Origin of the sequence: Capnocytophaga sp. oral taxon 335 str. F0486 (assembly GCF_000277665.1) — a bacterium.
GTDB classification, from domain to species: domain Bacteria; phylum Bacteroidota; class Bacteroidia; order Flavobacteriales; family Flavobacteriaceae; genus Capnocytophaga; species Capnocytophaga ochracea.
Genome location: NZ_AKFR01000015.1, coordinates 132,368 through 157,848, shown reverse-complemented (window position 1 = coordinate 157,848; position 25,481 = coordinate 132,368). Strand labels below are relative to the sequence as shown.

At 40.1% G+C, this 25,481-nt stretch carries 18 protein-coding genes and 1 pseudogene; 15 read left to right on the top strand and 4 right to left on the bottom strand.

All coding sequences use genetic code 11. The annotated features are described in order from the left end of the window. Positions 1–502 precede the first annotated feature (502 nt). A complete protein-coding gene (locus HMPREF1320_RS03350) occupies positions 503–1,918 on the bottom strand; it encodes an alginate export family protein (RefSeq protein ID WP_009751589.1) in 1,416 nt (471 codons plus the stop codon). A gap of 186 nt (positions 1,919–2,104) precedes the next feature. On the opposite strand from HMPREF1320_RS03350, the gene nrfH reads away from it, so the two are divergent. From nrfH to HMPREF1320_RS03275, 15 genes are all read left to right on the top strand, one after another. Beyond that, entirely contained in the window at positions 2,105–2,722 is a 618-nt protein-coding gene (nrfH, locus tag HMPREF1320_RS03345; protein WP_034553989.1) for a cytochrome c nitrite reductase small subunit, read from the top strand. A 28-nt stretch (positions 2,723–2,750) separates the two neighbouring features. Then, the gene (gene nrfA / locus HMPREF1320_RS03340) at positions 2,751–4,217 is read left to right on the top strand and encodes an ammonia-forming cytochrome c nitrite reductase (protein WP_009751594.1); all 1,467 of its coding nucleotides are present in this window, start codon (positions 2,751–2,753) and stop codon (positions 4,215–4,217) included. An 83-nt stretch (positions 4,218–4,300) separates the two neighbouring features. Further along, positions 4,301–5,521, top strand: coding sequence for a cytochrome c biogenesis protein ResB (locus HMPREF1320_RS03335; RefSeq protein ID WP_009751590.1), 1,221 nt, complete (start codon positions 4,301–4,303; stop codon positions 5,519–5,521). Positions 5,522–5,545: 24 nt separating this feature from the next. Beyond that, entirely contained in the window at positions 5,546–6,340 is a 795-nt protein-coding gene (gene ccsA / locus HMPREF1320_RS03330) for a cytochrome c biogenesis protein CcsA (RefSeq protein ID WP_009751525.1), read from the top strand. Between the two features lie 543 nt (positions 6,341–6,883). Further along, on the top strand, positions 6,884–8,296 hold the full coding sequence (locus tag HMPREF1320_RS03325; RefSeq protein WP_083835354.1) for a lipopolysaccharide biosynthesis protein: 1,413 nt from the start codon (positions 6,884–6,886) through the stop codon (positions 8,294–8,296). Further along, the gene (locus HMPREF1320_RS03320; protein WP_009751552.1) at positions 8,293–9,414 is read left to right on the top strand and encodes an EpsG family protein; all 1,122 of its coding nucleotides are present in this window, start codon (positions 8,293–8,295) and stop codon (positions 9,412–9,414) included. The genes HMPREF1320_RS03325 and HMPREF1320_RS03320 overlap by 4 nt, the downstream gene beginning before the upstream one ends. Then, complete coding sequence (locus tag HMPREF1320_RS03315) at positions 9,415–10,245, top strand: glycosyltransferase family 2 protein (protein ID WP_009417389.1); 831 nt, start codon at positions 9,415–9,417, stop codon at positions 10,243–10,245. Next, entirely contained in the window at positions 10,226–11,389 is a 1,164-nt protein-coding gene (locus tag HMPREF1320_RS03310) for a glycosyltransferase family 4 protein (protein ID WP_034553986.1), read from the top strand. Before HMPREF1320_RS03315 ends, HMPREF1320_RS03310 begins: the two co-directional genes overlap by 20 nt. 6 nt (positions 11,390–11,395) lie before the next feature. Further along, complete coding sequence (locus HMPREF1320_RS03305; protein ID WP_009751496.1) at positions 11,396–12,973, top strand: phosphoethanolamine transferase; 1,578 nt, start codon at positions 11,396–11,398, stop codon at positions 12,971–12,973. A 68-nt stretch (positions 12,974–13,041) separates the two neighbouring features. Continuing rightward, positions 13,042–15,282 (top strand): GH92 family glycosyl hydrolase, encoded by a 2,241-nt coding sequence (locus HMPREF1320_RS03300; protein ID WP_034553983.1) that lies wholly within the window; start codon positions 13,042–13,044, stop codon positions 15,280–15,282. 153 nt (positions 15,283–15,435) lie between these two features. Beyond that, the gene (locus tag HMPREF1320_RS03295) at positions 15,436–17,592 is read left to right on the top strand and encodes a PepSY domain-containing protein (protein WP_009751578.1); all 2,157 of its coding nucleotides are present in this window, start codon (positions 15,436–15,438) and stop codon (positions 17,590–17,592) included. Between the two features lie 13 nt (positions 17,593–17,605). Next, complete coding sequence (locus HMPREF1320_RS03290) at positions 17,606–18,253, top strand: CBS domain-containing protein (protein ID WP_009751524.1); 648 nt, start codon at positions 17,606–17,608, stop codon at positions 18,251–18,253. A gap of 33 nt (positions 18,254–18,286) precedes the next feature. After that, positions 18,287–19,069, top strand: coding sequence for a porin family protein (locus HMPREF1320_RS03285; RefSeq protein WP_009751597.1), 783 nt, complete (start codon positions 18,287–18,289; stop codon positions 19,067–19,069). Positions 19,070–19,087: 18 nt separating this feature from the next. Next, entirely contained in the window at positions 19,088–19,876 is a 789-nt protein-coding gene (locus tag HMPREF1320_RS03280; RefSeq protein WP_009751538.1) for a porin family protein, read from the top strand. Between the two features lie 18 nt (positions 19,877–19,894). Beyond that, positions 19,895–20,659, top strand: a complete 765-nt coding sequence (locus HMPREF1320_RS03275) for a porin family protein (RefSeq protein WP_009417403.1) — start codon at positions 19,895–19,897, stop codon at positions 20,657–20,659. A gap of 80 nt (positions 20,660–20,739) precedes the next feature. Here the strand turns inward: HMPREF1320_RS03275 and HMPREF1320_RS03270 are convergent, their stop codons facing one another. The 3 genes and pseudogenes from HMPREF1320_RS03270 to HMPREF1320_RS11835 all read right to left on the bottom strand — a co-directional run bounded on the left by HMPREF1320_RS03270 (position 20,740) and on the right by HMPREF1320_RS11835 (position 25,347). Further along, positions 20,740–21,786 carry an endonuclease/exonuclease/phosphatase family protein gene (locus HMPREF1320_RS03270; RefSeq protein WP_009422254.1) on the bottom strand — a complete coding sequence of 349 codons (1,047 nt, stop codon included), beginning with the start codon at positions 21,784–21,786 and terminating at the stop codon, positions 20,740–20,742. 161 nt (positions 21,787–21,947) lie between these two features. Beyond that, on the bottom strand, positions 21,948–24,671 hold the full coding sequence (locus tag HMPREF1320_RS03265) for a penicillin-binding protein 1A (RefSeq protein WP_009751546.1): 2,724 nt from the start codon (positions 24,669–24,671) through the stop codon (positions 21,948–21,950). 523 nt (positions 24,672–25,194) lie between these two features. Beyond that, positions 25,195–25,347 (bottom strand): annotated as a pseudogene (locus HMPREF1320_RS11835) (glycine cleavage system protein T). Positions 25,348–25,481: the final 134 nt, after the last annotated feature.

Sequence of the window (25,481 nt, the reverse complement as noted above, 5' to 3'; positions counted from 1 at the left end):
GATAATTAACTTTGGCAAAGTTTGAGATGAAAAAGCGATGTGTTGGTACTGTTAGGAGGATTCGGAAGGAAACGGAAATTTTCAGAAGGAGACTAAGGGGTCTTTTGATGAAAAAAGGCTGTAAGGAGGGTGGGGTTAGCTTATAGAGAGCTTATAGGAAGCTTATACGAATCTTGGACGATTGGTATAGAAAGGGTATATAAGTAATTGAATTATAGTATAATGCAACAAGGCTAAAAATGGTGAAAACAGGGTTTCGAGGCGAAAGAAAGAGGAAGAGGTGATAGGCCTTAGGCCATAGGCACTAGAAGGGAGTATGACGGAAAAGGGAAGGAATGACGAGGAACGAATGACGAATGACGGAGGTAATAGGGGGAATGTAGCGACGGAAAGGAGAAGGTAAAGCGAAGGTAGAAGAGAGATGTAGTGAACAATTTAGCAAAAAAGAAGAGGTAAGAATGCTATGGCAATTCTTACCTCTTCTTATTATAGTTCAATACAATTAAAATATCGCAGAGAACAATTTAGGATTGATGTTTAGGCTACACCAGAACCAGTCTTGGTAACCGCGTTGGTTAGCAGTACCTTTGAGGGCTTTAGTGCCATCGTTAACAAAGTAAGTAGAGTAACCTACTTGCAACCCTATAAAAGGTTGTACCTTTAAGTTGTACACCAAGTCGATTTCACTGCCATAGCTACTGTGTTTTTTGCTACCAACCTCAAATTTAGCAGCAGGTGCAAAATAGTGGAAAGTAGCGCTGAGGTTGCTCTTCTCACCAGTGCGTACATTGGCAGTGAGATACGGATTGAGCAAACCTGCAGAAGGAGCAGCTTTAGACCCAGGAGCACCTACATAGTAATAATCCATAAAACCGTAGAACTTGTGGTTGGTACCGCTGAATGGGTTAAACACCTTATCTTTACCCGAAGTGTCATCAGAGGCGTTGCCACTGAGGTAGTCTACACCAGCAGTTAAGCCAAAGATAGGAGAGAACTTGTAGCCCGCATTCACTGCAAACATATAAGCGCTTTTATCGGCTCCTGCAGCATTTTTACCAGTTTGCATATAAGCAGAACCTCCATAGGTCAACTGGTTACTTTTGCCAGTGTAGTGCGCACCGAAAGTTTGCATATTTTGGTCAGCACTATCATTAGTACGGTAACCTAAGTTAGCAAACAAGAGCGACAATTGGTGCGCTTCACTGATGCTATAATGCGCGTGAAGAGCTTGCAAGTGTTGATAATCCTGACCCAATCCCGGAGTGAAATTCTGTCCGCTGGGAGTATTTACATTTAGAGTAGGGGTCGTGGTACTTCCCGATTGGTTATAAGCAAAGAAACCGCGAAGTGTCCACTTTTCAGAAGGTGTCCAATTGAGGTTCACTGCATCGTGGCTACGTCCGGCAGGGTGCCAATCGAGAGAGCCGAAAATACGGTCGTCGTCCAGTGCAATCACTTGTCTACCTACTTTTGCGCTAAGGGTATTCACAAGAGGGAATTCGGCGTAAGCCTCGAAAACTGACATACCGCCTGTTCTATCGACGGCTTGTATTTGTTGTGCTTGCCCCCAAACGTTTACGTTTTGGAGAGAAACGTACAAATGTAGGCGGTCGCTATGCTTATAGTCGAAGTTTAAGCGCACGCGGTTGTTGGTGAGGATAGCAGGAGATTCACCTTCTACTAAAGGGCGATATGCCCCATTGCGGTACTCGAAGCGCGGACGAATTTGTGCTGATAGCGTGAACTCGTTATCGGTAGGTGGCGGAGGAGGAGGTGTCATCATCTCTTCCATAGGAGGTTGTGGAGGAGGAACACCTTCATTAGGGGCAGGAGGATTTTCTACCTGCGCAGTTGCTAAAGTGGGGTACAAAACGAAAGCGGTACCCAAAGCAAAAAATGATAATAAATGTTTTTTCATCAGTATAGTGTTTTTAAAATGTTTTACGTTTAAAATAGGATAAAATACTGAAAATAAGATACAAGACCACAGCTTCTTATTTAGAATTACAATAGAATAAGGATATGTCTTTATTTTCTTTTGCAAATGTAAGGAAACTATTTTACATTTGCAACGAAAAGCAACGAAAAAAATATTTTTTATATAATGGCGACAACAGATAACAACACCCCATCTACTAAAAAAGGACGATGGTTTCGTTTCTTAATTCCCTCGTTAGTAGGGATACTGATAGGGCTTTGCGGGTATATTTTTTATATATCGAAAGCGCATACCTATCTGTCCGACGACCCTAAGGCGTGTGTGAACTGCCATATTATGGAGCCTGAGTATGCTACGTGGATGCACTCTTCGCACGGTCGCAATACCGTGTGTAACGATTGTCACGTGCCTCACGACAACGTCTTTCGCAAATATTATTTTAAAGCGAACGATGGTCTTCGCCACGCTACAATGTTCACCTTCCGTATGGAACCACAAGTGATTAAGATGCACTCTCCAGGGCAAAGAGTAGTACAAGAAAATTGTATTCGTTGCCACAGCACCCTTGTAAGCGAAGTGCAAGCAGGCAAGGTAACTGCTGAAATGGCACACGCCGATAATGGCAAATTGTGCTGGGATTGCCACCGCGAAGTACCACACAGCCGTGTGAGAGGACTTAATGCTGCTCCTCATTCGCCTGTGCCTATTGTGGACAATATGCCGAGCAACACTCCCGATTGGCTTGACAAAATGGTGAAAAACAGAGAAAAATCAAATAATTAAAAAAAAACGAAATATAATTTATACAGCGATGAAAAAGAAACATTGGTTAATTGCAGGTTTATTAGCAGTGGTTACCTTTTTATTAGGTCTATTGGCTAATTCGATAATGAACAGATCAACAGAAGCTCAGTTAATAGCTAAAGGTGGTAATAACCTTAAAGAAGGTGAATGCCGCAATGAGCTTTATGAACCCTTCTATCCTCGTGAATACGCTTCGTGGGCAGCTACTGCCGACACTACTTTCCGCTCTAAGTATATGAGTAGTAACGATGATGATCTGCTTGAGCTACGTCCAGAAATGGTAATCCTTTGGGCTGGTTATTCTTTCTCTAAGGGATACAACGCTCCACGCGGACATATGCACGCTATTGAAGACGTTACTAAAATTCTTCGTACAGGCGCTCCTACCGATTCTACTCACTCTCCTCAACCAGGTACTTGCTGGACTTGTAAAAGCCCAGATGTGCCTCGCTTAATCAAAGAAGTAGGTGCCGAAACTTATTATAGCGCTCCTTGGGATCAATGGGGTAGCCAAATCGTAAATCCTATCGGTTGTGCTACTTGCCACGATACTAAAACTATGAAATTGCAAGTAAGTCAATTGGCTTTACAAGAAGCCTTCAAACGTCAAGGGCGCGATATCAATAAAGCTACTCATCAAGAGATGCGTTCTCTCGTCTGTGCGCAATGCCACGTAGAGTACTACTTCAAAGGTGATAAAAAATATCTTACTTTTCCTTGGGATAAAGGTATGACTATTGAAAAGATGGAAGAGTACTACGATGCAGAAGGTTGGACTGACTATGTACACCCACTTAGCCGTGCCCCTATCCTCAAAGCACAACACCCCGACTATGAACTTTCTCAACTCGGTATTCACGGACAACGCGGCGTTTCTTGTGCCGATTGCCATATGCCTTACAAAACTGATGGTGCTGTGAAATTCACCGATCACCAAATCAGTAGCCCTTTGCGTAACGTATCAGCAAGCTGCCAAACTTGTCACCGCCAAAGTGAAGAAGAATTGGTGAAAAACGTATACGATCGCCAAGATGCTGTATATGGTATGCGTATGAAACTCGAAAAACAATTAGCAAAAGTACACTTTAAAGCTAAATTCTTGTGGGATAACGGCGCTACTGAAGAACAAATGAAACCTACTTTGGCACTTATCCGCAAATCACAATGGCGTTGGGATATGGTACACTCTTCACACGGTGCCGCTTTCCACGCTCCTATCGAATCTGAACGCCTCCTTAGCGATGGTCTTATCTATGCTTATCAAGCTGAAAATAATTTAGATGTGCTTAAAGAAAAACTAAACATCAAAACAGCTTTCGTAATGCCTGATATCAGCACTAAAGCTAAAGCCCAAAAAGAAATCGGTCTAGATATTCCTAAAGAAGAAGCTGCTAAGAAAAGATTCTTGGAAACTATCGTCCCTAAATGGATTAAAGAAGCTAAAGAAAAAGGACGCTTAGTAACCCAAAAGTAATTTAACGAATTACGAATGACAAATGACGAGTAGGGGCGAATTACATTCGCCCCTATTTCTTACCTCTTATCTCTTACCTAACTATGAAACAATATCCCTTCGCTATTCTCGTAGCGTGCTTATCCCTTATCATAGGGCTGATACTACAACTTACCTTAGGAAGTATCAGCAAAAGCTGGTTTAGCTTTCCTTACAATGTAATAGGAGGCTTTGCCTTTGTGGTACTCACTACAGCTGTATATTTTATTTTTAGAAAAACGAATTTTATCGTGCGCTTTTCATCAGCGCCTTTTGCTATTGTTACGGTCGTAACCCTTGGGGTACTCACCATTGGTTTGGGGAGCATCAACGTAAATCCTCAAGAGGTAGCTCATAGCTTTGTGGGCAAATTGGGCTTAGACGACCTTACCAAAACTTGGTACTTTGGCATTATCTTCGTATTGGCACTGATGAACCTCTGGTTTTCTATCCTAAAACGCTCGATGGTCTACCAACGCAAAAATATACCTTTCCTCCTCAATCACTTTGGCTTATGGCTTACAATGTTCGCTGGCGTATTAGGTCAGGGAGATATTATACGTCTGAAAATGAACCTCTATAAGGATAAGCTCGAATGGCGTGCTACTACTGAAGATAATCAGATGGTAGAACTCCCCATTGCAATGGAACTCAAAGAGTTCAGTATTGATATTTATCCTAACAAACTATTTGTGATTGATAGTACAGGTTCAGCACTACCTCACGAAAAACCTCAAGGCTTTATGCTGGAGAAAGAAGGTGACTATGCAACCCTGCTGAACTGGAAAATTACACTTCTCCAATACCTTGAAAAAGCTATTCCCGATACCGATAGTACCTACATCAATCACACGATGTGGGGTGCGACCAATGCGGCTAAGGTAACCGTAGAAGACCTTCGTACTCACAAAAAGAAAACCGATTGGATTTCTGCAGGTAACTTCCAATTCTCACCTCGTGCCATTCATTTAGACAATGAGCATACCTTGGTAATGGCTCCTGCCGAAGCACGTAAATTCCAATCTGAGGTATTAGTATACCAAAAAGGAAAACAAGAAGTTTTAGAAGAAAAAATAGAGGTGAATCACCCTATCAGTGTAGGTGGTTGGCGTATTTACCAATTGAGTTATGACGAGCGTATGGGACGTTGGTCAGAACTTAGTGTGGTAGAACTCATTTCCGACCCTTGGTTACCTGTCGTTTATGTAGGAATTTTCTTACTACTTGCTGGCGGTATTGCCCTACTCTTTGAAGTAAAAACTAAAAAACAAACATCTAATTCCTAACTCCTAATTCCTATTTTCTAAACTATGTGGCATTATTTCAATCTTATAACATACATTTCAGTAGCCCTATGGCTACTTTCTGGTACGCTTATCTACAGCAAAAGCAAAAACCTTAGAAACCTCAGTATTACAGCTCATTTAGTAGCCACCCTAACCATAGGAGGTTTTATCGTTGCCTTATGGCAAAACTTAGACCGTCCACCATTGCGCACACTTGCCGAAACGCGCGTTTGGTACGCATTCTTTATGGGGCTCATAGGCTGTGCTATCTATTGGCTCTATCGTCAAAAGTGGATGCTAAGCTATTCGGCAGTAATGGGTATTGTATTTGTAGTGCTTACCTACACTCACCCCGATACAATGAACAAAGCCTTGATGCCTGCCTTACAGAGCGTGTGGTTCATTCCACACGTAATCGTGTATATCTTTGCTTATGCGATGTTGGGTATGGCATCACTTACCGCTTTCTATGGCATTTATCGCTATAAAAAAGGACAAGAAGTACAATCAATCTTTACTGTTATCGACCAACTCGTAAAAATAGGTTATGTATTTCTCACCTTTGGATTGCTTTTTGGAGCCCTTTGGGCAAAAGAAGCGTGGGGACACTATTGGACGTGGGACCCTAAAGAAACTTGGGCGTTTATCACTTGGCTCGGCTATTTGGTATATCTCCACCACAAGTACAATCACAAAGAAAAGAAACCCTTTCAGAGTTTTATCATCGTAGGGCTCGCATTTATACTGTTGCTCATCTGCTGGTTTGGCGTTAACTACTTGCCAACAGCACAAATGAGTGTACATACTTATTCAGGATAAATAATAAAAAAAGCTGTTAAGCCCTCGCTTAACAGCTTTTTTACTTGTTGTGCTACGATTTTTACCGAAAGCTATAACTGCCCGTGTAGCTTACACCTCCCCATTTACTAATTTTCTAATTTGCTAATTCCCTAATTATCCCTTCTCTTTTCCGTCCCTACATTCCCCTCTCCTTGGCAGAGGGACGGGGTGAGGATTCTCTTTCTTTCGCCTCGAAACCCTACTTTTAACATTTTTAGCGCTGTTGTATCACAGTATGAATCAACTACTTATATACCCTTTCTATACCAATCGTCCAAGATTCGTATAAGCTTCCTATAAGCTCTCTATAAGCTAACCCCACCCAATTTACAGCTCATCTTTTACCTTTTATCTAAAATCCTACTTTTGAAAATCTCCGTTTCCTTCCGATGTGTTCAGACTCTCTCTGAGAAGTTGTTTATCAATACTCAAAAAATAAAAATACGTTCTTTTTGTTGTTTTTTTTCGGCAGAGTTGCTACTTTTGCAATTTAACTACTTAATGTAGAGAATCATTTTTTTAATGTTACAAAACAATTCTTTTAGGCATCTATTTTGGAGTTCAGTGGATAATTTCCTACAACAAATATTGAATTTTGTAGTAGGGATTATTTTGGCTCGTATCCTCGTGCCTGAAGATTTTGGTCTTATTGGTATTGCTACCTTCTTCATTACTGTAACAAATGTTTTGGTAGAAGGTGGTTTTGGAGCAGCACTTATCAATAAAAAGAACACTACACAAACCGATTATAGCACTATCTTCTTTATAAATATATGTTTTTCAGTATTTTTATACCTACTCCTCTATGTCTCATCAGCAGGGATAGCCTCTTTTTTCAGTAATCCATCGATTAAGCCTCTATTACAGTTATTAGGGCTTAACATTGTATTAGTTTCTTTTGAGCTCATACATCGCACTATACTTATAAAAGAATTAGCTTTCAGAAAGATTGCTGTTGTTTCGCTCATTTCTGTAACTATCAGTGCCGTTTGCGCTATCGTAATGGCAAAAAGAGGCTGGGGTGTGTACAGTTTGGTGTATAGAGTGCTTATTGGAGAAGCTATTACAGTCGTACTTTTTTGGATTTTAAATAAATGGCGCCCCAGTTGGTTGTTCTCTTGGCAATCGTTTAAACAGTTGTTTTTGTATGGAGGGAATCTACTATTTTCAAACCTGCTAAATATCCTCCAAACTAATATTTACTACGTGTTTATTGGTAAGTTTTTTAGTGCAAGTGCTTTGGGTTATTACACTCGTGCAGTAACCTTTCGCGATTTGTTTTCTTCCAATATTTCTACGATTGTAAAAAAGGTAAGTTTCTCAACTCTTTCTAAGGAAGAAAATCTCAAAGCTAAAAGTGATAAGTTCTTCTTTTTTGAAAAGGTTACTTTCTTATTGGTGAGTTTTGTGAGTTGTGTGCTATTTTTTGCTTCAAAGGAGATAATAATTATTATATTATCAGAAAAATGGATAGAAAGTATCCCGATATTACAAATCCTTTCCCTTTCAGGAGTCTTTATAGTGCTTTATAACTTAAATATCGATTATTTTGCGGTATTAGGTGACACTAACCAATATTTGCGGATAGAACTCATCGGGAAACTGCTCATTATTCCCGTTCTTTTGATTGCCTACTGCGGAAGTTTTCAGTGGGTGCTCTACGGAATTGTAATCCACAGTTTGATAATGTTCCTTTGGGTGAGTTTCTCTCTTGATAAAGTACTCAAAGGAATTTTAAAACATCAGTTATGGAATCTGCTGAAAGTAGCCTTTATATTTGTAGGGCTATTATTGATAGCCTATTTTATTCGAGCTATTGAATTTCATAATTTATACCTCTCTTTTGTGTTAAAATGTTTAGTGATAGGGTCGCTTTTTGCTGTGTTTTATGCAAAGGAAGTGAAACAAATTATGTATAAAAATAAAGAACTATGATTACACCATTAGGAATTTCAGAAGCGTATTTTAAACTATTGTATAACGTTGGTTATGCACTAATGGCTATTATAGCCCTCGTTTGGGCATACCAAATAGATAGAGGTAATGAAGATAAATTACCCTCTTTTATTTCAAAACACGCTTTACCTTTCTTTGTGCTCTACTTTATTGCGATTGTAGGGTTTAGAGATGTAAGTGTAGGTACAGATACGGTAAATTATCACTACTGGATGGCAGGTGATGTACCCCAAGAGGTAAAAATGGAGGTAATGTTCAGCTGGTTGATGGCAGGATTAAGTAGTATAGGCGCTCCTTTTTCGGTATTTTTACTAATAATTGCAGGAATTTTCTACGGAATCATAGCCTATGCTTTGAAAAACTTAAGTAACGAATACCAAGCGAATGCTTTTTTTGTTTTTTTCTCCTTTGTGTCGTTGTTTTTTGCAGAGAGTTTAGCCATTAATATTATCAGACAAGGACTTTCTTTAGCTTTTTTAATATTTGCTTATAGTTTATGGGAAAGAAAACAATACACAGCTTATTTATTTTTATTATTAGCCTTTATTACTCACACCACTGTAATAATTCCTATTGTTGTATTTCTGCTATTGCAATTAATAGCTAAAAGAATTCCATTGTACTATTTTTTAGCCTTATACGTATTGGGGATTGTTTTGGCCTATCTAAATATAGGGCTGTTAAATATTGCTTTGGTTATGGAAGTTATCTTGCGGAAAGACCCAGGGCGATTTAGTACTTATTTTCTAAATGATGATGGCTTATATCAAGTGGGCTTCAAACCACAGTTTGTAGCTTTTACCACACTTTTTCTGGGGATAGGGCTCTATATGCGAAGGCAATCGTTTATGGTAGCGAGCACTCGGAGCACCTCTTACGACCAGCTTTTAAAATACTTTGTAAGCGTAAGTTTTCTGTTTTTTATGGCATTCCAGATTCCGTATTCCGACCGTTGGGGACTCTTTGCTTGGATAGCAATTCCGTTTATTGTACTGCCTTGTTTTTCAAAAGACTTTAAACCTAAGACCGCCGTGATTGCTTTTTTCATTTTCCTATACGCCTTTTTCACTTTGTACAACACTTTAAAACACGCATAGATGGTAACCATTGGACTCCCTTTTTACAATGCCGAAAAGTATTTAGCTTTAGCCATTGAATCGGTATTACAACAGACCTATACCGATTGGGAATTGTTGCTATTGGACGATGGAAGCACTGACAATTCTTTATCTATTGCTCAAAGCTATGCTCAGAAAGACAGTCGTATAAGAGTGTTATCAGATAGCAAAAATAGAAAATCAGGCTATAGACATAATCAAGCTGCTCAATTAACAAAAACTAAATATCTTGCTAAAATGGACGCCGATGATATGATGCACCCTAACCGTATTGCTCGACAAGTAGAGATATTAGAAACACACTCCGAAATAGATGTATTAGGTACCAATGCGTATATCATCAATGATGATAACAAAGTGATAGGAACGCGATACCCCATTGACTCCGAAGAAAGACTGGAACGAGTGAAGGATTTTATGCAACCTACTATAATGGCAAAGACTGAATGGTTTTTAACAAATCCTTACGATATCGAGGCTATTCGCTTAGAAGATGCTGAACTGTGGTATCGCACCCACTCAAAATACCATTTTGTGCGTTTGAATGAGCCGTTGCTGTTTTATAGAGAAGTGGGCAATAACTATTACAAGAAGTATTTTTTAGCTCAGCAAAGTAAAGCCTATATTTTTAGTAAATATCCTAATGAAAGCTATTGGAAACACTATTTTAGAGCGAATTTTCTCAAAGGTATTGTATATAGAATAGCTCATATTTTTGGTATGGAGCAATGGCTTGTGAATAGGCGCAATGTAAAAATCAGCCCTGTAAAACCTTATACAGCTTATCAAGATGAAAACAAAACTATTTAGAACTTCCACTGTACCCTCATCTTTAAACACTCTGTTGAAAGGACAGTTAAAGTTCTTGAACGAGACTTTTGAGGTAACTGCTATTTCGGGTGAGGGAGAAGACTTGGAAGAGGTAAAGAGACGAGAAGGAGTAAATACCTTTGCTATTGCAATGTCGCGCCCTATTGCTCCTTTGAAAGATTTGAGTTCTCTGTTGAAACTTTACCGCTTGTTTAAGAGAGAAAAACCTACTATAGTACATTCTATTACTCCAAAGGCAGGCTTATTGAGTATGCTGGCTGCAAAAATGGCAGGAGTACCTATCAGGATACATACTTTCACCGGACTCATTTTTCCCACTCGCAAAGGTTTAATGCAACGGCTACTCATAGCGATGGATAAGCTACTATGCTGGTCGGCTACCGATATATATCCCGAAGGTGAAGGGGTAAAAAGAGATTTACAGCGATTTCATATTACAGCAAAACTCTTAGAAGTATTGGCTAATGGCAATATCAACGGGATAGATACCGATTATTTTTCTAAAACACATTTTTCGGCTACTGATAAAGCTACTTTACGAGCATCGTTAGAGATAGGAGCAGGAGATTTTGTATACATATTTGTAGGAAGATTAGTAGGTGATAAGGGCATTAATGAATTGGTTACCGCTTTTCAAGCACTGAAACAGCAAACAACATCCCCTATAAAACTGCTATTGGTAGGCAGACAAGAAGCTCATTTAGACCCCTTGCAAACTAAAACATTAAGCGCCATAGATACAGACCCTGATATTATATCCGTAGGAGAGCAAAAAGACGTACGCCCTTATTTAGCAATAGCCAACTGTTTTGTATTCCCAAGTTATCGCGAAGGCTTCCCCAATGTAGTATTAGAGGCAGGTGCTATGGAATTGCCTTGTATCGTAACCGATATCAACGGTAGTAACGAAATTATTATAGAAAACAAAAACGGACTTATCGTTCCTCCTAAAAATACAGAAGCTTTTCAAAAAGCAATGACAGAGTTATTAAATAACAAAGAACTATATGAATATTTACAACTGAATAGCAGAACTCTTATCGCCAACAGATATCAGCGAGAAGAAGTGTGGAAAGCTCTTTTGAACGAATACAATAATTTATTAAAAACTAAAAATTTATAGATTAATATGAAGATGATAAAACGTTTATTAGCATTTTTAAAATTACATTTATTTGAGATATTACTACTTGTCTTTTGTATTGTAATGCCTTATACTTTAGGGAGATATGTTTCATTAAGAGGAGTGTTGGCAAGTTTTTTATTTTTTCTTGTTTTGAAACGCATACACTATTGGGTATTTTCAATAGTTTTCTTCCTTATTGTTATTACTTGTGTGTTGTTTGCTCCGATAATAATATGGTTTGGAGCACCTCCTGCTACTCTGGTAGGAGCTTTTTTTGAAACTAATTATCAAGAGAGCAAAGAATTTTTAAAAACTTTACCTTTTTACACCTATCTTATTTCGTTGCTAATCCTCCTATATGGAATACTAATTTTATATTTAGGAAGAAAAAAGAAAGGATTTTATTATACTAAAAAACAACTATTGATAACCTTGTTATTTTGTGTATTAGGAGGTTATTTCGCATTAGGAAAATCACACGTGAAGACCAATACAGAAAGCAGATGGGAATTATCTGCATCAAGAGTTTCTTTTATAGGTTTTTATGATTTTATGTATCAAAGCGTTACAGAATACCAACAGTTAAGGAAATCACTAAGTAAGGAAATTAAAGAAAAGGCTTCTTGGAAAATAACCTCAGTAGCCCCTACTTACAAGAACTATGTATTAGTGATAGGAGAAAGTGTGCGAAGAGACTATATGTCGTTATATGGTTTTCCTTTAGAAAACTCTACGTTTCTAAAAAATGTAAAGGGCACTGTAATAGAAGGATATACAGCGGCTGGTGCTAATACTACAACCGCTTTATTGCGAATGTTTTTACAGATAAAAAACAACGATTTTGTATATGCAAACAATATTGTATCATTAGCAAAAGAGGCGGGATTTGAAGTTTATTGGCTTTCTAATCAAGGTACTGTAGGAGAATACGATACACCTATTGCTAAAATAGCAGCTTTGTCAAATCATTATGATTTTACGAAAACGGGAGATTATTCTTCTATTAACTATTTTGATACTGTTTTGTTACCTACTTTTGAGAAAAGATTGAATGAAAAGAGTTCAAAGAACCGTTTGTTTATCATTCATATAATGGGATCCCACGAATATTTCGAAGATAGGCTTTCAAATGCTATTCATTACAATTATTACAACAGAATTATTTCAGCTTATCTACAAACCATAGAACAAACAGATGATTTCTTAAAACAAATATACGAAAAATTACAACAACAAGGAGAACCTTTTTCTATGATATATTTTTCAGACCACGGATTAGCTACTAAAGAACGAGAAAGTAAAAATGCGTGGTTGGTACACGGATACAGTAAAGAAGCTTTCGAAACACCTTTTATACAAATCAATAGCGATGACACAGAACACAAGATGTTAAAGGTACAAAAATCGGGATTTCATTTCTTAAGTGGTTATGCGCATTGGTTAGGAATTCGAGAGAAGAGCCTTGATCCTGATTACAATTTTCTTTCAGACAAGAATGATATAATAGAGGAGTTTAACCAATATGTACCATTTGATACTTTGGAAGAAGATCCTATTTTGATAGATAAAAAACATAGATAATGTGTTGCATCTTCTAAAAAATAATTGTACATTTGTAGCCTGATTAACCATTTTAGCGTTTTATACGAATGAGAAACCTATTTGCTTTTACCACTCTGTGGGTGGCTTTATCACTACACGCACAACAGCAACCTGTGGATTATATCAATCCGCTCATTGGTACTTCTAATTTTGGTGCTACCCACCCTGGCGCGATTGCTCCACGCGGTATGCTTAGCATTTCACCTTTCAATGTGGCTTTCGATACTACGGGGGTGAAAGCTCCGCTTGAAAAAGACAGTCGTTGGCTTTCTAATCCTTATGTAAATGAAAATAAATTCTTCACGGGGCTTACTCACGTGAACCTCAGTGGTGTAGGATGCCCTGAACTCGGGGTGATTATCGCAATGCCTACCACTGGTAAATTGGAGGTAAATCACTTAAAATACGGCTCTACTTACCAAAAAGAAGTTGCCAAAGCTGGCTATTATAGCAATTTCCTCACTAAATACAATATCAAAACCGAAGCTACTGCCACCACCCGCGCAGGTATCACTCGCTATCACTTCCCTAAAGGAGAAGCTAACCTACTTATCAACCTCGGACTTGGACTCACCAATGAGAAAGGCGCAATGCTGAAATTCGTATCGCCTACCGAGGTGGAAGGTATGCGTATGGTAGGGACTTTCTGCTATAACAGTCCGGAGCTGGCTTATCCGGTGTATTTTGTAGCCAAAGTAAGCAAAGTTGCCCCCTCATATGGGGTATGGCATACGCCCGAAAAACATCAAGGGGTGGAAGCCCAATGGATGTGGTACAACGGCGACACTCGCCTCAAAGAACAATTTGCCCGCGAGGTAGTAGGTGATAGTATAGGGGCGTATTTCCGTTATAAATTCGACAAAGATGAAGTAGTGGAACTCAAAGTGGGTATTTCGTACGTGAGCATAGCCAACGCCCGTGAAAACCTTGAAAAAGAGATAGGCGACCGCACTTTCGACGAGGTATATGCCACTACCCGCCAAACGTGGAACGATGCCCTCCGCGCTACCGTAGAAGGCGGTACCGACGACCAAAAAACCATATTCTACACAGCACTCTATCACGCGCTTATTCACCCCAACCTTCTGAACGATATGAATGGCGATTACCCTGAGAGCAAGACTAACAAAATAGGCAAAAATCACCAGCGTTATACGGTGTTCTCATTGTGGGATACCTATCGCAATTACCACCAATTGCTCACCTTGCTCTACCCCGAACAACAATTGCAAATGGTGCGCACGATGCTCGATATCTACAAAGAAAGTGGTTGGCTACCCAAATGGGAACTCAATTCTACCGAAACCTTTACGATGGTAGGCGATCCTGCCAGCATAGTATTAGCGGATACTTACCTGCGCGGTCTTACCGATTTTAATATACAAACAGCTTATGAGGCGATGCTCAAAGGGGCGAATACCCTTGAAAACAACCCTATACGCCCAGGGGTGAAAGAGTATTGGAAATTGGGGTACCTGAGTGTAGATGGGGGTGTAAGAGGTCCGGTATCTACTACCCAAGAGTACAATGTTGCCGACTTTGCCATTGCACAAATTGCCAAGAAACTCGGCAAAAAAGCCGATTACGAGAAGTTTAACAAACAAGCCTATTCATATAGAAAACTATTCGATAAGGAAACCCATTTATTGCGTCCACGTCACGCCAATGGCAAGTGGTATGCGCCTTTCAACCCCGAAAGTGGGGCTAATTTTGAAGAGAATGTGGGCTATATCGAGGGCAATGCTTGGCAATACGTATATATGGTAACCCACGATGTAAAAGGAATGATCAAGCTAATGGGCGGTGAAAAACCTTTTGAAAAGCAACTCGACCATATTTTCGACAGTAAACAGTACGATATGGCAAACGAACCCGATATTGCCTATCCGTATCTCTACAACTTCCTAAAAGGCAAAGAGTGGAAAACCCAACAGAAAGTAGACCAACTCATCAATGAGTATTTTCAAAACAAACCTGCGGGGCTCCCAGGCAATGAAGACACAGGAGTAATGTCGGCTTGGCTCATTTATGGAATGGCAGGTTTTTATCCTATTACTCCCGCTGAGCCTAACTATACTTTCACCTCGCCTAAGTTTACTAAAATCACCCTCAAACGCAATCCGCAGTACTATCCTGCTGGTGATTTGGTAATAGAAAGTAATGCTTCGCCTGAAAACATTTACATTAAGAACATTTACATCGACGACAAGCCTTACAAAACCTATTTTATCAGTCACGAGGCGCTAAAAAATGCAAAGAAAATACGATTTGAGTTAGGTAAGAGATAAGAAAAGTGTGATACTGAGGCGCTATTCAAAAAACTAAATCACATTTTCGTCACACCGCTGGCGCGAGCTTGTAGCTCGTGCTAAACAAATTGACAAATCAACACATCAACAAATCGCCTTTGCGTAATTCGTCACTCGTAATTCGTAATTATTATGCGTAAACTTCATTTAATTCTTTCCCTGATAGCGGGGGTATTCATACTGCTGGGGGCTCTCACGGGGGTCATCTTAGCAGGTGAATCGGTGTATAACCAAACGTTGCCTTACAAAAGTGCAGCGTTTGAAAGCACTACCCTTGCCCAAACAATTGCCGTTTTGAAGGAAAAGAATATAGATGCGCTTAAACTCTCTATCGACCGCAATCACTTTGTGCAAATAGAGACGGCTGAGGGCGAAAAACTCTTTATCCATCCGCAATCGGGGGAGGTCATCAAAGGGGATTACAAACCCTCGAAGTTTATACAATTCATCAAAACGCTACACCGCTCACTCTATATGGGCAAAACGGGACGGGTGATAATGGGACTTACAGCTTTGTGTTTGTGTGTAGTAGCCTTGTCGGGTATATGGCTCATCGCCCGCAAACAGCAACGCTGGGGCAGGTTTTTCCACAAGTTTCCACAAGAGAAATTCTACAATCATTACCACAGTGCTCTGGGGCGCTGGGCGCTCGTGCCTATCTTTATTATTGCCCTCACAGGGGTGTATATGATGCTCGAAACCGTGAAAGTGTTTCCTAAGTTCAAAGCTGAACACAATTACGATGTTAGCACACTACAAGAAACGCCCGCAAAACCCGCTAAAGACTTCCCCGTTTTCCAAGTACCTCTCGCCGAAGTGCGTCAAGTAGAATTTCCTGCTTTTGAAGATGTAGAAGAGGTCTATAAAGTAGATTTCATCGATAAAAATATAGTAGTCAATCAGTTTACGGGTGAGGTGATTAGCACCTCCACCTCTCCATACAAAGGCTTGGCGTATTTGGTGCGCACCCTGCACGTAGGCAAAGGGCATTACCTCTGGGCGACCGTCTTGTTGCTCTCGTGTATGGCGCTGTTGTTCTTCCTCTACTCTGGCTTTGCGATGACCCTCAGAAAACGAAAGAAAGGCATCAATAATCCGTTTGATAAAAGCGAATGTGAGTATATCGTGTTAGTAGGCACTGAAGGAGGTACTACCCGCAAATTTGCTATCCTTTTCCACAACGAACTCCTCCGTTTGGGCAAGCGTTCCTACCTCACCGATATGAATGCCTACACTCGTTTTGCTAAAGCAGAGCAACTCATTGTATTTACTTGCACTTATGGCGATGGCGAGGCGCCTATCAATGCGACTCACTTTGCGCAACTATGGGCGAAATATCCCCCCGCACAACCTTTAGCGTATAGCGTACTCGGCTTTGGCTCTGACACTTACCCCGATTTCTGCAAATATGCCAAAGAAGTAGACCAATTATTATCGGCTACTGCACAAGCTGAATGTGCACTGCCTTTGCATACCGTAAACGACCAAGATTTTGGTCAGTTTAAAGCGTGGGCAACAGCTTGGGCTATGACTCAAAAACTCTCTTTGGCTTTGCCTGATGATTTCAGCGTACAGCCCAAACGAAAACTGCTCACTTTCACCGTAACAGAGAAAACGCCTGTAATGGACGACGATATTTTCCTAATAGCCCTCCGCCCTTCCCAAAAAAGTAGTTTTACCTCAGGCGACCTCTTGGGCATTACCCCCGAAGACGGGCGCGAACGACTCTATTCTATTGCCAAATACCAAGGAAATGTGTGGTTGAGCGTGAAGCTACACTCACAAGGGGTCGTTTCTAACCTGCTGAACAATTTGCAAGTAGGCGATATGCTGCAAGGGGCTTTGGTAGCCAACAAACACTTCCATTTCCCTAAAGAAGCGCCTCAAGTGGTGTGTATTGCCAACGGTTCGGGGATGGCGCCTTTTATGGGAATGATAGCCGAAAATACCCAAAAGAAACCTATCACCCTGATATGGGGTTGTCGCCGTGAAGCCTCTTTGGAAATCTACCGCCCTTATATAGAACAGTTTACTCGCGAAGGAAAAATAGCCAACTATTGGCAAGCCCTCTCGCGCGAAGGGGATAAATTCTACGTGCAAGACATCTTGCGAAGAGAAGCTCCTTTTTTTGCAGAACTCCTGAAAAACAAAGGAATTATAATGATATGCGGGTCGGTTGCGATGGAGAAAGCAGTTACCGAAGTTTTAGAGGCGATTTGTAGAGAGCATTTAGAAAAACCGCTGAGCTACTACCAAAACAAAGGACAAATAAAATCTGACTGTTATTAATTCAAGTAATAATATGACAACTCATTCTTTACATATTACGCTTACAACTTCAATAGAGGAAGTGAAGTTGCTTTTTGAGGCACATTCACTTTCGGCTTTGCCCGTGTGTGAAGGCAATACTTTTATAGGGGTACTCCGCAAAGAAGCAGTGGATGAGGAGGATAAAGAAGCTACAGTAGCCGATTATCAATATGCGTTAGAACGCTTTTTTGTACCGCTAACTGCTACGTGGGATGTTGTAGTAGAGGCTTTTGGACGCTATCACACCGATATGTTGCCCGTTATCAATAAAGAAGAACACTTTATAGGCTACTATCACTTAGATGAGTTTGTGCTACAACTCACCCAAACCCCTTTTATACAAGAAGCAGGACACGTGCTTATCTTACAGAAAGATGCGCTGAGCTATTCGTTTGCTGAAATTAGCAGAATTGTAGAGGAAAACGGGGGGACACTTTTAGGACTTTATCTCTCCAATCGCACGGAAGACAACGTACATATCACACTCAAACTCGCAAGCGAACGATTTTCGGATATACTACAGGACTTCCGTCGTTATGGCTATGGTATCCTCACCGAAAAAGACGACGATCACTACCGCCAAGAACTCAAAGACATCGCTGATTATTTTGAAAAATACTTAGACTTAGGTAGCAGATAAGAGGTAAGAATAATCTTTAACTAAATATATACTATGAAACGTTTTTTAACTACAATTTTATGGTTTTGTGCTGCTTATGTTGGCTTTGCGCAAACCGCGATAGGGGTGAAAGTGAATACACCATTACATACTTTTAATTTTTTCAACGATCTCACCTCTAACGAAAGTTATGACATTGAGATTTATCCGCGAATTGCTGCTTTTAATTCAGGTGTATTTGCGCATTTCCAACTCGCCAAACGTTGGGCTTTACAAACAGAAGTGCTTTATCGCCGAGAAACATTGTCATTCCGTCCTAAAAATAGCACTTGGGATACCGAAGAACGCCCTTATTATGAGTTTGATTACTTAGAAATCCCTCTTATGATGCAATTCGAGGGCAAAAAACCCGTTAGAGGATTTACACAGTTAGGTTTTTCACCTAAAATCAGTACAAGAGCAGCTTTTAGAGATAAAGGAAGTAATGAGGTGCAAGATATGAAATACTATTTTGGCACAGGACAACTACACATCAATTTCAATATAGGAGGAGGGTTGATCGTAGAACGCTCCAGATGGTTGTTGTTCGCCGAAGCGCGTTATTCAGTTAATCTCACCAAAATGGCAACGAATAGCAGTTCACCTTATTTAAATTTTATAGAAGCGAAAAATCATACCTTTACATTTTCGTTAGGTGCAGGCTACAAATTCTCTAAAAAGAAAAATAATACTCCTCCTACTGAAGAGGTGGTAACTCCTACTGAAGAAGTCATCACACCTACTGAAGAAGTCGTAACTCCTACTGAAGAGGTAAATAAAGAACCCATAACCGAATAATCTTTCACTAAAGGTATTATGAAACGTTTTTTAATTACTGCTATGCTTTTAAGTATTTCGGCATTTAGCTATAGCCAAATAGCCGTAGGGGTGAAAGTTGCTAATCCGTTTGTAGCAGTTAATGTAATGAAACATCAAATTGCAAATACACCTAAGGGGATTAGAAACGGAGGAGGTATTTTTGGTGAGTTTTATATAGGGGCTTTTAATATAGGAGCTTTTATGCGAATGCCTCTAAAAACACATTGGGCACTACAAACCGAAGTGTTGTTCAAGCGTGAAGGGGTTTGGTTTTTTCATCAAGAGGAAACAATAGAAGAACTTCTCTCTGATCGCGGAGTATATGAATTTTGGTATGCTGAGGTCCCTATCCTGTTACAATGGGAAGGAAAGCGCACCGTAAGAGGGTTTGCTCAATTAGGAGTGGCTCCTAAATTCTTAACTTCAGCAAAGTATTCTGCTGTTTTAGAAAAAGGCGACCATAATGTTACGAGCTCTTTTAATAGGGTTGTTCTCAATTTAAATGTTGGGGGAGGTGTTTTATGGAACAGAAAAGATTGGGTTTTTACTGCTGATGGAAGACTCGCTACTAACCTTACACCACTTACCTCTAAAAAGAACACCCCTGATATTGATTTCAGTAAGGCGCAAAGCTATTATTTTGCGTTTTCTTTAGGAGTAGGTTACAAACCTTTTAAAAAGAAAGCATTGCCTTTAGAGACGGCTATTCCTCAGGAAGAGCTCCCAACAATTACTAATGATAGTATTTCTGCTGAGGCGAATACACCACAAGAACAAGAAATTTAATTTTTAACAACATATATTATGAAACGTTTTTTAATCACCATCGTTTTTTTGAGTGTTGCTACACTCGGTTTTTCTCAGACAGCCATAGGAGTAAAACTTAATAATCCTTTGGCAACGGTAAGCGTTATAACTCCTAAAACAGCCAATGAAAGCTATAATATAGAGTACTTTGGGCATTCAGGAGTTTTTAACACAGGCGTATTCTTCCGCCTTCCACTCAAGACCCATTGGGTATTCTTACCCGAAGTGATGTACAAACGCGAAGCTATTCCTTTTCGTCCCGAAGGTTCTGATTTAAAACTATCCGACTGTCATTTTATTCGTTTTGACTGCTTGGAAGTACCTCTTTTACTACAAATAGAAGGTAAAAAGAAATTTAGGGGCTTTGGACAAATAGGAGTAGCTCCTAAATTCTTACTTTTAGCTTCTTATTCCGAGAAACAATACAATGAAAAGTATGATATCACCTCAAATTTCAATAGTGTTGTGATGAATTTGCATTTAGGAGGAGGCGTGATGTGGGAATTTCCTAAAATCATACTTACGGTAGACGGCCGTTTTTCTACCAATCTATCGCCTCTCACCAATCAAGAATATACACCTTACCTAAACTTTAAAGACGCTCAAAGTTATTACTTTGCCATTTCGGTAGGTGTAGGGTTTAAACTCTCTAAAAACAGACCTTTACAAGAGCAAGAGCCTCCTGTAATTGCGCCACAGCCTGAGAGTGTAGCACCTGTAGAAGCACCTACTCAGGAGACAACAGAGGTGAGAGAAGAATAGAAAAGTTCGAGAGGCTACCCGAAAATATTTTAAACTCTTCGGGTAGCCTCTCAATTGCTAACATAAATATTCTTATAGCCTTATTTCAGTTCTCTGATAAGGTACATATACACCGGGAAGTGGTCAGAATATCCCCAAGTGTAATTGCCATTGCTCATACTGCGGAAAGGATATCCCTTATAGCGCCCTTTGGGGTTAGCCAAATACGAGCGATTGAATATCCCCGTTTTCCAGTAGCGGTAACTACTCTTGTCTTCTTTTAGCAAATCATAAGTAAAGTAAAACTGGTCAAAAAGATTCCATCCGTCCTGATAGGCTAATGTTCCCATTCCTTTTTTCAGCATAGCCTCCATAGGGTTAAATAACTCTCCTTGTTTTACATCTTCTTTTTTGTCTTTGGTCTTTAACACATTCTTAAAGCCTGAGTTAATAGGGTCGTCATTAAAGTCACCCATTGCTATCACTTTAGCATTAGGGTCTTTACTGAGGAGTGAATCTATAATTTTCTTGTTCAAAGCCGCCGCTTTTTCACGACTGGGTCTACTTTTAGCTTCTCCTCCAAAACGCGAAGGCCAGTGGTTTACTATAAAATGAATCATTTCTCCGTCCAATTCACCACTTACTAACAGTTGGTCGCGAGTGTAAAGAGGCTTCCCGTCATCTTTGGTGAGGTATAAAGGGTGTGGAAATGAAGCAGTAGGTTTAAACACGCTTTTCTTGTAGATGAGGGCTACATCCACCCCACGAGCGTCGGGTGATTCGTAATGTACAATCCCATAATTATATTTCCTTAAATATTCGGTATTGATAAGGTCTCTCACTACCGCTTCGTTTTCTATTTCGGCAAGACCTACTATATCGGGGGCGTGTTTGGTAACATCACTTCCTATCTCCGAAATTACTTTGGCTATCTTGTGTACGTGGTCGTTATACACCTTACTCGTCCAGCGGTCAGCTCCCTCAGGAGTGCGGTCATCATCAAACTTATGAGGGTCATTAATCGTGTCGAAAAGGTTCTCAACGTTGTAAAAAGCAACGGTTCTCACAGCAAACTTCTTTTTCTCTTGTGCGTTTATGTAAGGTGTCATCAAGATGAACGACACCATTAAAAATACTATTCTTTTCATCTATATTAGTTTTAATTTGTTAGTCTTTAGTTATCTCAATATTTTATTGCCTCTCTTAAAATCTTATCCTTTCTCATTTCCTCATTTGCTAATTTTCTCATTCCCTAATTTCCTCATTCAATTGTCTGTCGTGCTATGGCTAATCGCCTGTCGTGCTACGACTAATCGCCTGTCGTGCTACGACTAAAAATCCTATCCAAAAGCCCTTTTTTCTTTTCTTTTCCCTCCTGTGTAGCTGTTTGAGTGCTTGGTGCTGGCGCAGGGGTATTGGCAGGATTTACCACATCGTCTACCGATATATCTTCCTCATCTTCCACATTGTGTAGCTTACCTTTGCGCTCATAAATCCGATAATGCACATCTCCTGCTCTTATAGTATCTTTGGCAGTACTGCTCAAAAGGCGGTCAAAGAAACCTTCGCGTACAGTAGGCTCACATTCAGTTACCTCCGTACGTATCTCTTCGCTTACCTTAAAAGTAGCTCGCGTTAGGTCTTTATACTTGCTGTTGCGGTTCAGTTGCGATACAAACAAGGCAGCAATAGGCAATGCCGAGTTAGCTCCTTGTCCCAAACGCGTACTTTTAAAACCTATCTGCTGGTCGTTACCCACCCACGTAATCATCACAAGGTTGGGAAGCATTCCCGCAAACCAACCGTCTTTATTGTCTTGGGTCGTACCTGTTTTACCCGCAAGGTCATTGGTAAGTCCGTATTGTCCACGCATACGTGATGCGGTACCTTCGTTCACGGTCGAGCGCATCATCTGTATCATTATTTGGGCAGTGCGTTCACTCAGTGCAGGAGCTAAAACCTTAGGTTTACGTTCCCATATTACTTCCCCTTTTTTGTTCTCTATTCGAGTGATAAAATAAGGCTCTACGGGTACCCCTTTGTTCGCAAAAGCCGTATAAGCCTTAGCTACTTCTATCACCGATAGTTCAGCCGAACCCAATGCTATCGAAGGCACATTCGGTAGGGTAGAGGTGATGCCTAATTGTCGGGTTTTCTTTATCACGTTCTTTAACCCCGCATAAAAGAGCGTTTGTACTGCTATGGTGTTCAATGATTCTCGCAATCCCTTGCATACTGAGTAATATATGTTAGGGTCTTCGTCAGTCTTAGAAGCGTTGCGTGGCGACCAATATTCGTAATCAGCATAGGTTAAAGGCAGGGGCGAAAAGTGCGTGCACACAGGCATTCCCATCTCTAAGGCAGTAGCGTATACTATCGGTTTAAAAACTGAGCCCACTTGGCGACGGCTTTGTAGGATATGGTCGTACTTAAAGTAGCGGAAGTCTGCTCCACCCACATAAGTTTTAATTGCCCCTGTTTGAGGCTCTACACTCACAAATCCCGTGTTTAATATGCGTATAAAACGCGACAAACTGTCCAATGTACTATGCTTTTTGATACTGTCTTCGGTATAGAAAGATAAATCCATTGGCTTCTTCTCACTCAGCTTCGCCCATATCTTCGCTTCCGAGAGTTTTTGCTCTTCAAGTTCTTTATAAGCAGGCAACTTCTTCACTTCTTCCTTAAACCAGTCACTGTCCAAGTTCCAAGGAGCACGTTTGCCATAGGTCTGTTCAAAATCTTGTTGTAACGATGTTAAATGCTTTTCCACTGCTTTCTCAGCATATTCCTGCATTGTCTTGTCAATGGTCGTATAGATGCGCAATCCATCTTTATAGATATTATAAGCCGAACCGTCTGGCTTCTTCACGTCTTTCAGCAGTTCAGGTAATAATAAGCGTATTTGCTCTACAAGATAAGGCGCTACACCATCTTTTTCAGCCGTAGTTGCCGTAGTTTTAAGAGTGTCTCTCGTATGAACTTTAAAGTCGTCTTCGGTCAGCAAGTTGTTTTTCTTCATCTGTGCCAATACCACATTCCGACGCTCTTCACTGCGCTTGGGTGAGGTACGCGGATTATAGCTATTCGTCGCTTTAAGCGTGCCGATAAGCGTAGCCGCTTCATTAAGCGTAAGGTCTCTCGCCGATTTGTCAAAGAATCGTTGCGCCGCACTTTCTATCCCGTAAGTATTATCGCTGAAAGGCACAGTATTGAGGTAAAGTGTCAAGATTTCCTCCTTGCTGTATACCTTTTCTATGCGTCTGGCTATAATCATCTCTTTGATTTTGTGTATAGGCATCGAAAGTTTCCCGTAGCGCTGTCCACGCCCATAAATATTTTTAGCCAACTGCATTGTAACAGTACTTCCCCCTCCCGATGAGTCGTCTTGCAAAAGCAGTGATTTAAAGAAAACCCTAAACAAACTCTTCGTGTCTACCCCTCCGTGCAAGTAAAAACGCTCGTCTTCGGTAGCGATAAGTGCGTTGATAAGATAAGGAGGAAAGTCCTTGTATTCTATTTTAGTACGGTCGAAGATATAAAATTTCCCTATCAATTGGTTCTCGTAATCGTAAACAAGACTCGCTTCCGATTGGCGCAACTCTTTCAAATCCTCCTCTGAGGGTAACTTGCCAAAAGCCCCAAAGTAAATTAACAAGATGAGCAACAGTATACCTGCTACGCCTATCCCAATCGGTATACCTATCCATTTGAGGTAAAACTGATAAGGTTTAGCCCGCAACCATTGCCAACTGCGGTGGAATATGTTGCCCGTATATACTATCTGTTCCTGTTCCTTTTTCGGAGCATTTTTTCTATTCTTATATCCTTGGTAAAGTCTAAAGATACCATAAGGGATTATAAGCAAAGCGAAGATAAATACCGCCCAGAGCACTTTTAAGGCATAACGTAGTAATTTATATACCATCGAAGCCAAAGCGATACAGCCTTCTAACAACCGTGATAGCAGGGTAGCAAGCGCAAGACCGCCTTGTGTAAGTAGCTTCTTAAACGATATATTTTTCAGATTCATACTTAGTTTTAATGATGTTTAAAGTACAAAAGTACGATATAATTTTCAATTAACAAAGAATCCCACCGTTTTTCTTATTCCACTTTATAGCAATTTAGGGTCTAGTTCCTTAATAAGTTTCTCTCACCGCTTACACCTTTCCTGAGCCTCTCTGAATTTCTTAACCTCTTTTCCATTTGCTAATTTCCAAATTTGCCAATTTGCTAATTCTCTTTTCCGTCATCACATTCCCCTTTGAAGGTAGTTAGGGGGGATGTTTCCCTCTATTATCTATTGACCTAAGCCCCCACACTTTCCCATTTACTAATTTTCTAATTTGCCAATTCCCTAATTATCCCTTCTCCTTTCCGTCATACTCCCTCCTAGTGCCTAAGGCCTAAGGCCTATTGCCTTTTCTCTTTCTTTCGCCTCGAAACCCCGTTTTTTCTATTTTTAACCTTGCTGTATCATATTATAAATCAACTCTTTATACACCCTTTCTATACCAATCGTCCAAGATTCGTATAAGCTTCCTATAAGCTCTCTATAAGCTAACCCCACCCTCCTTATAGCCTTTTTTCATCAAAAACTCTCCCTTCCCTCTTCCGAACCTCTCCGTTTCCTTCCGAAAATCCTAACCAGTCCAATTTGTCCGACAAGTCAGACCTGTCAAAAAACCTTTTTTATCACTACCCATTTTCTAATTCTCTCATTCTCTCATTTTCTAATTTACTCACTTTTTTGCTCTCAGAAATATCTAACAATCAAAATATTGTATTTTCTTGTAGTACTTTTGACGTAGTACGTCATTTCATTGTAGTAGTTTTGACG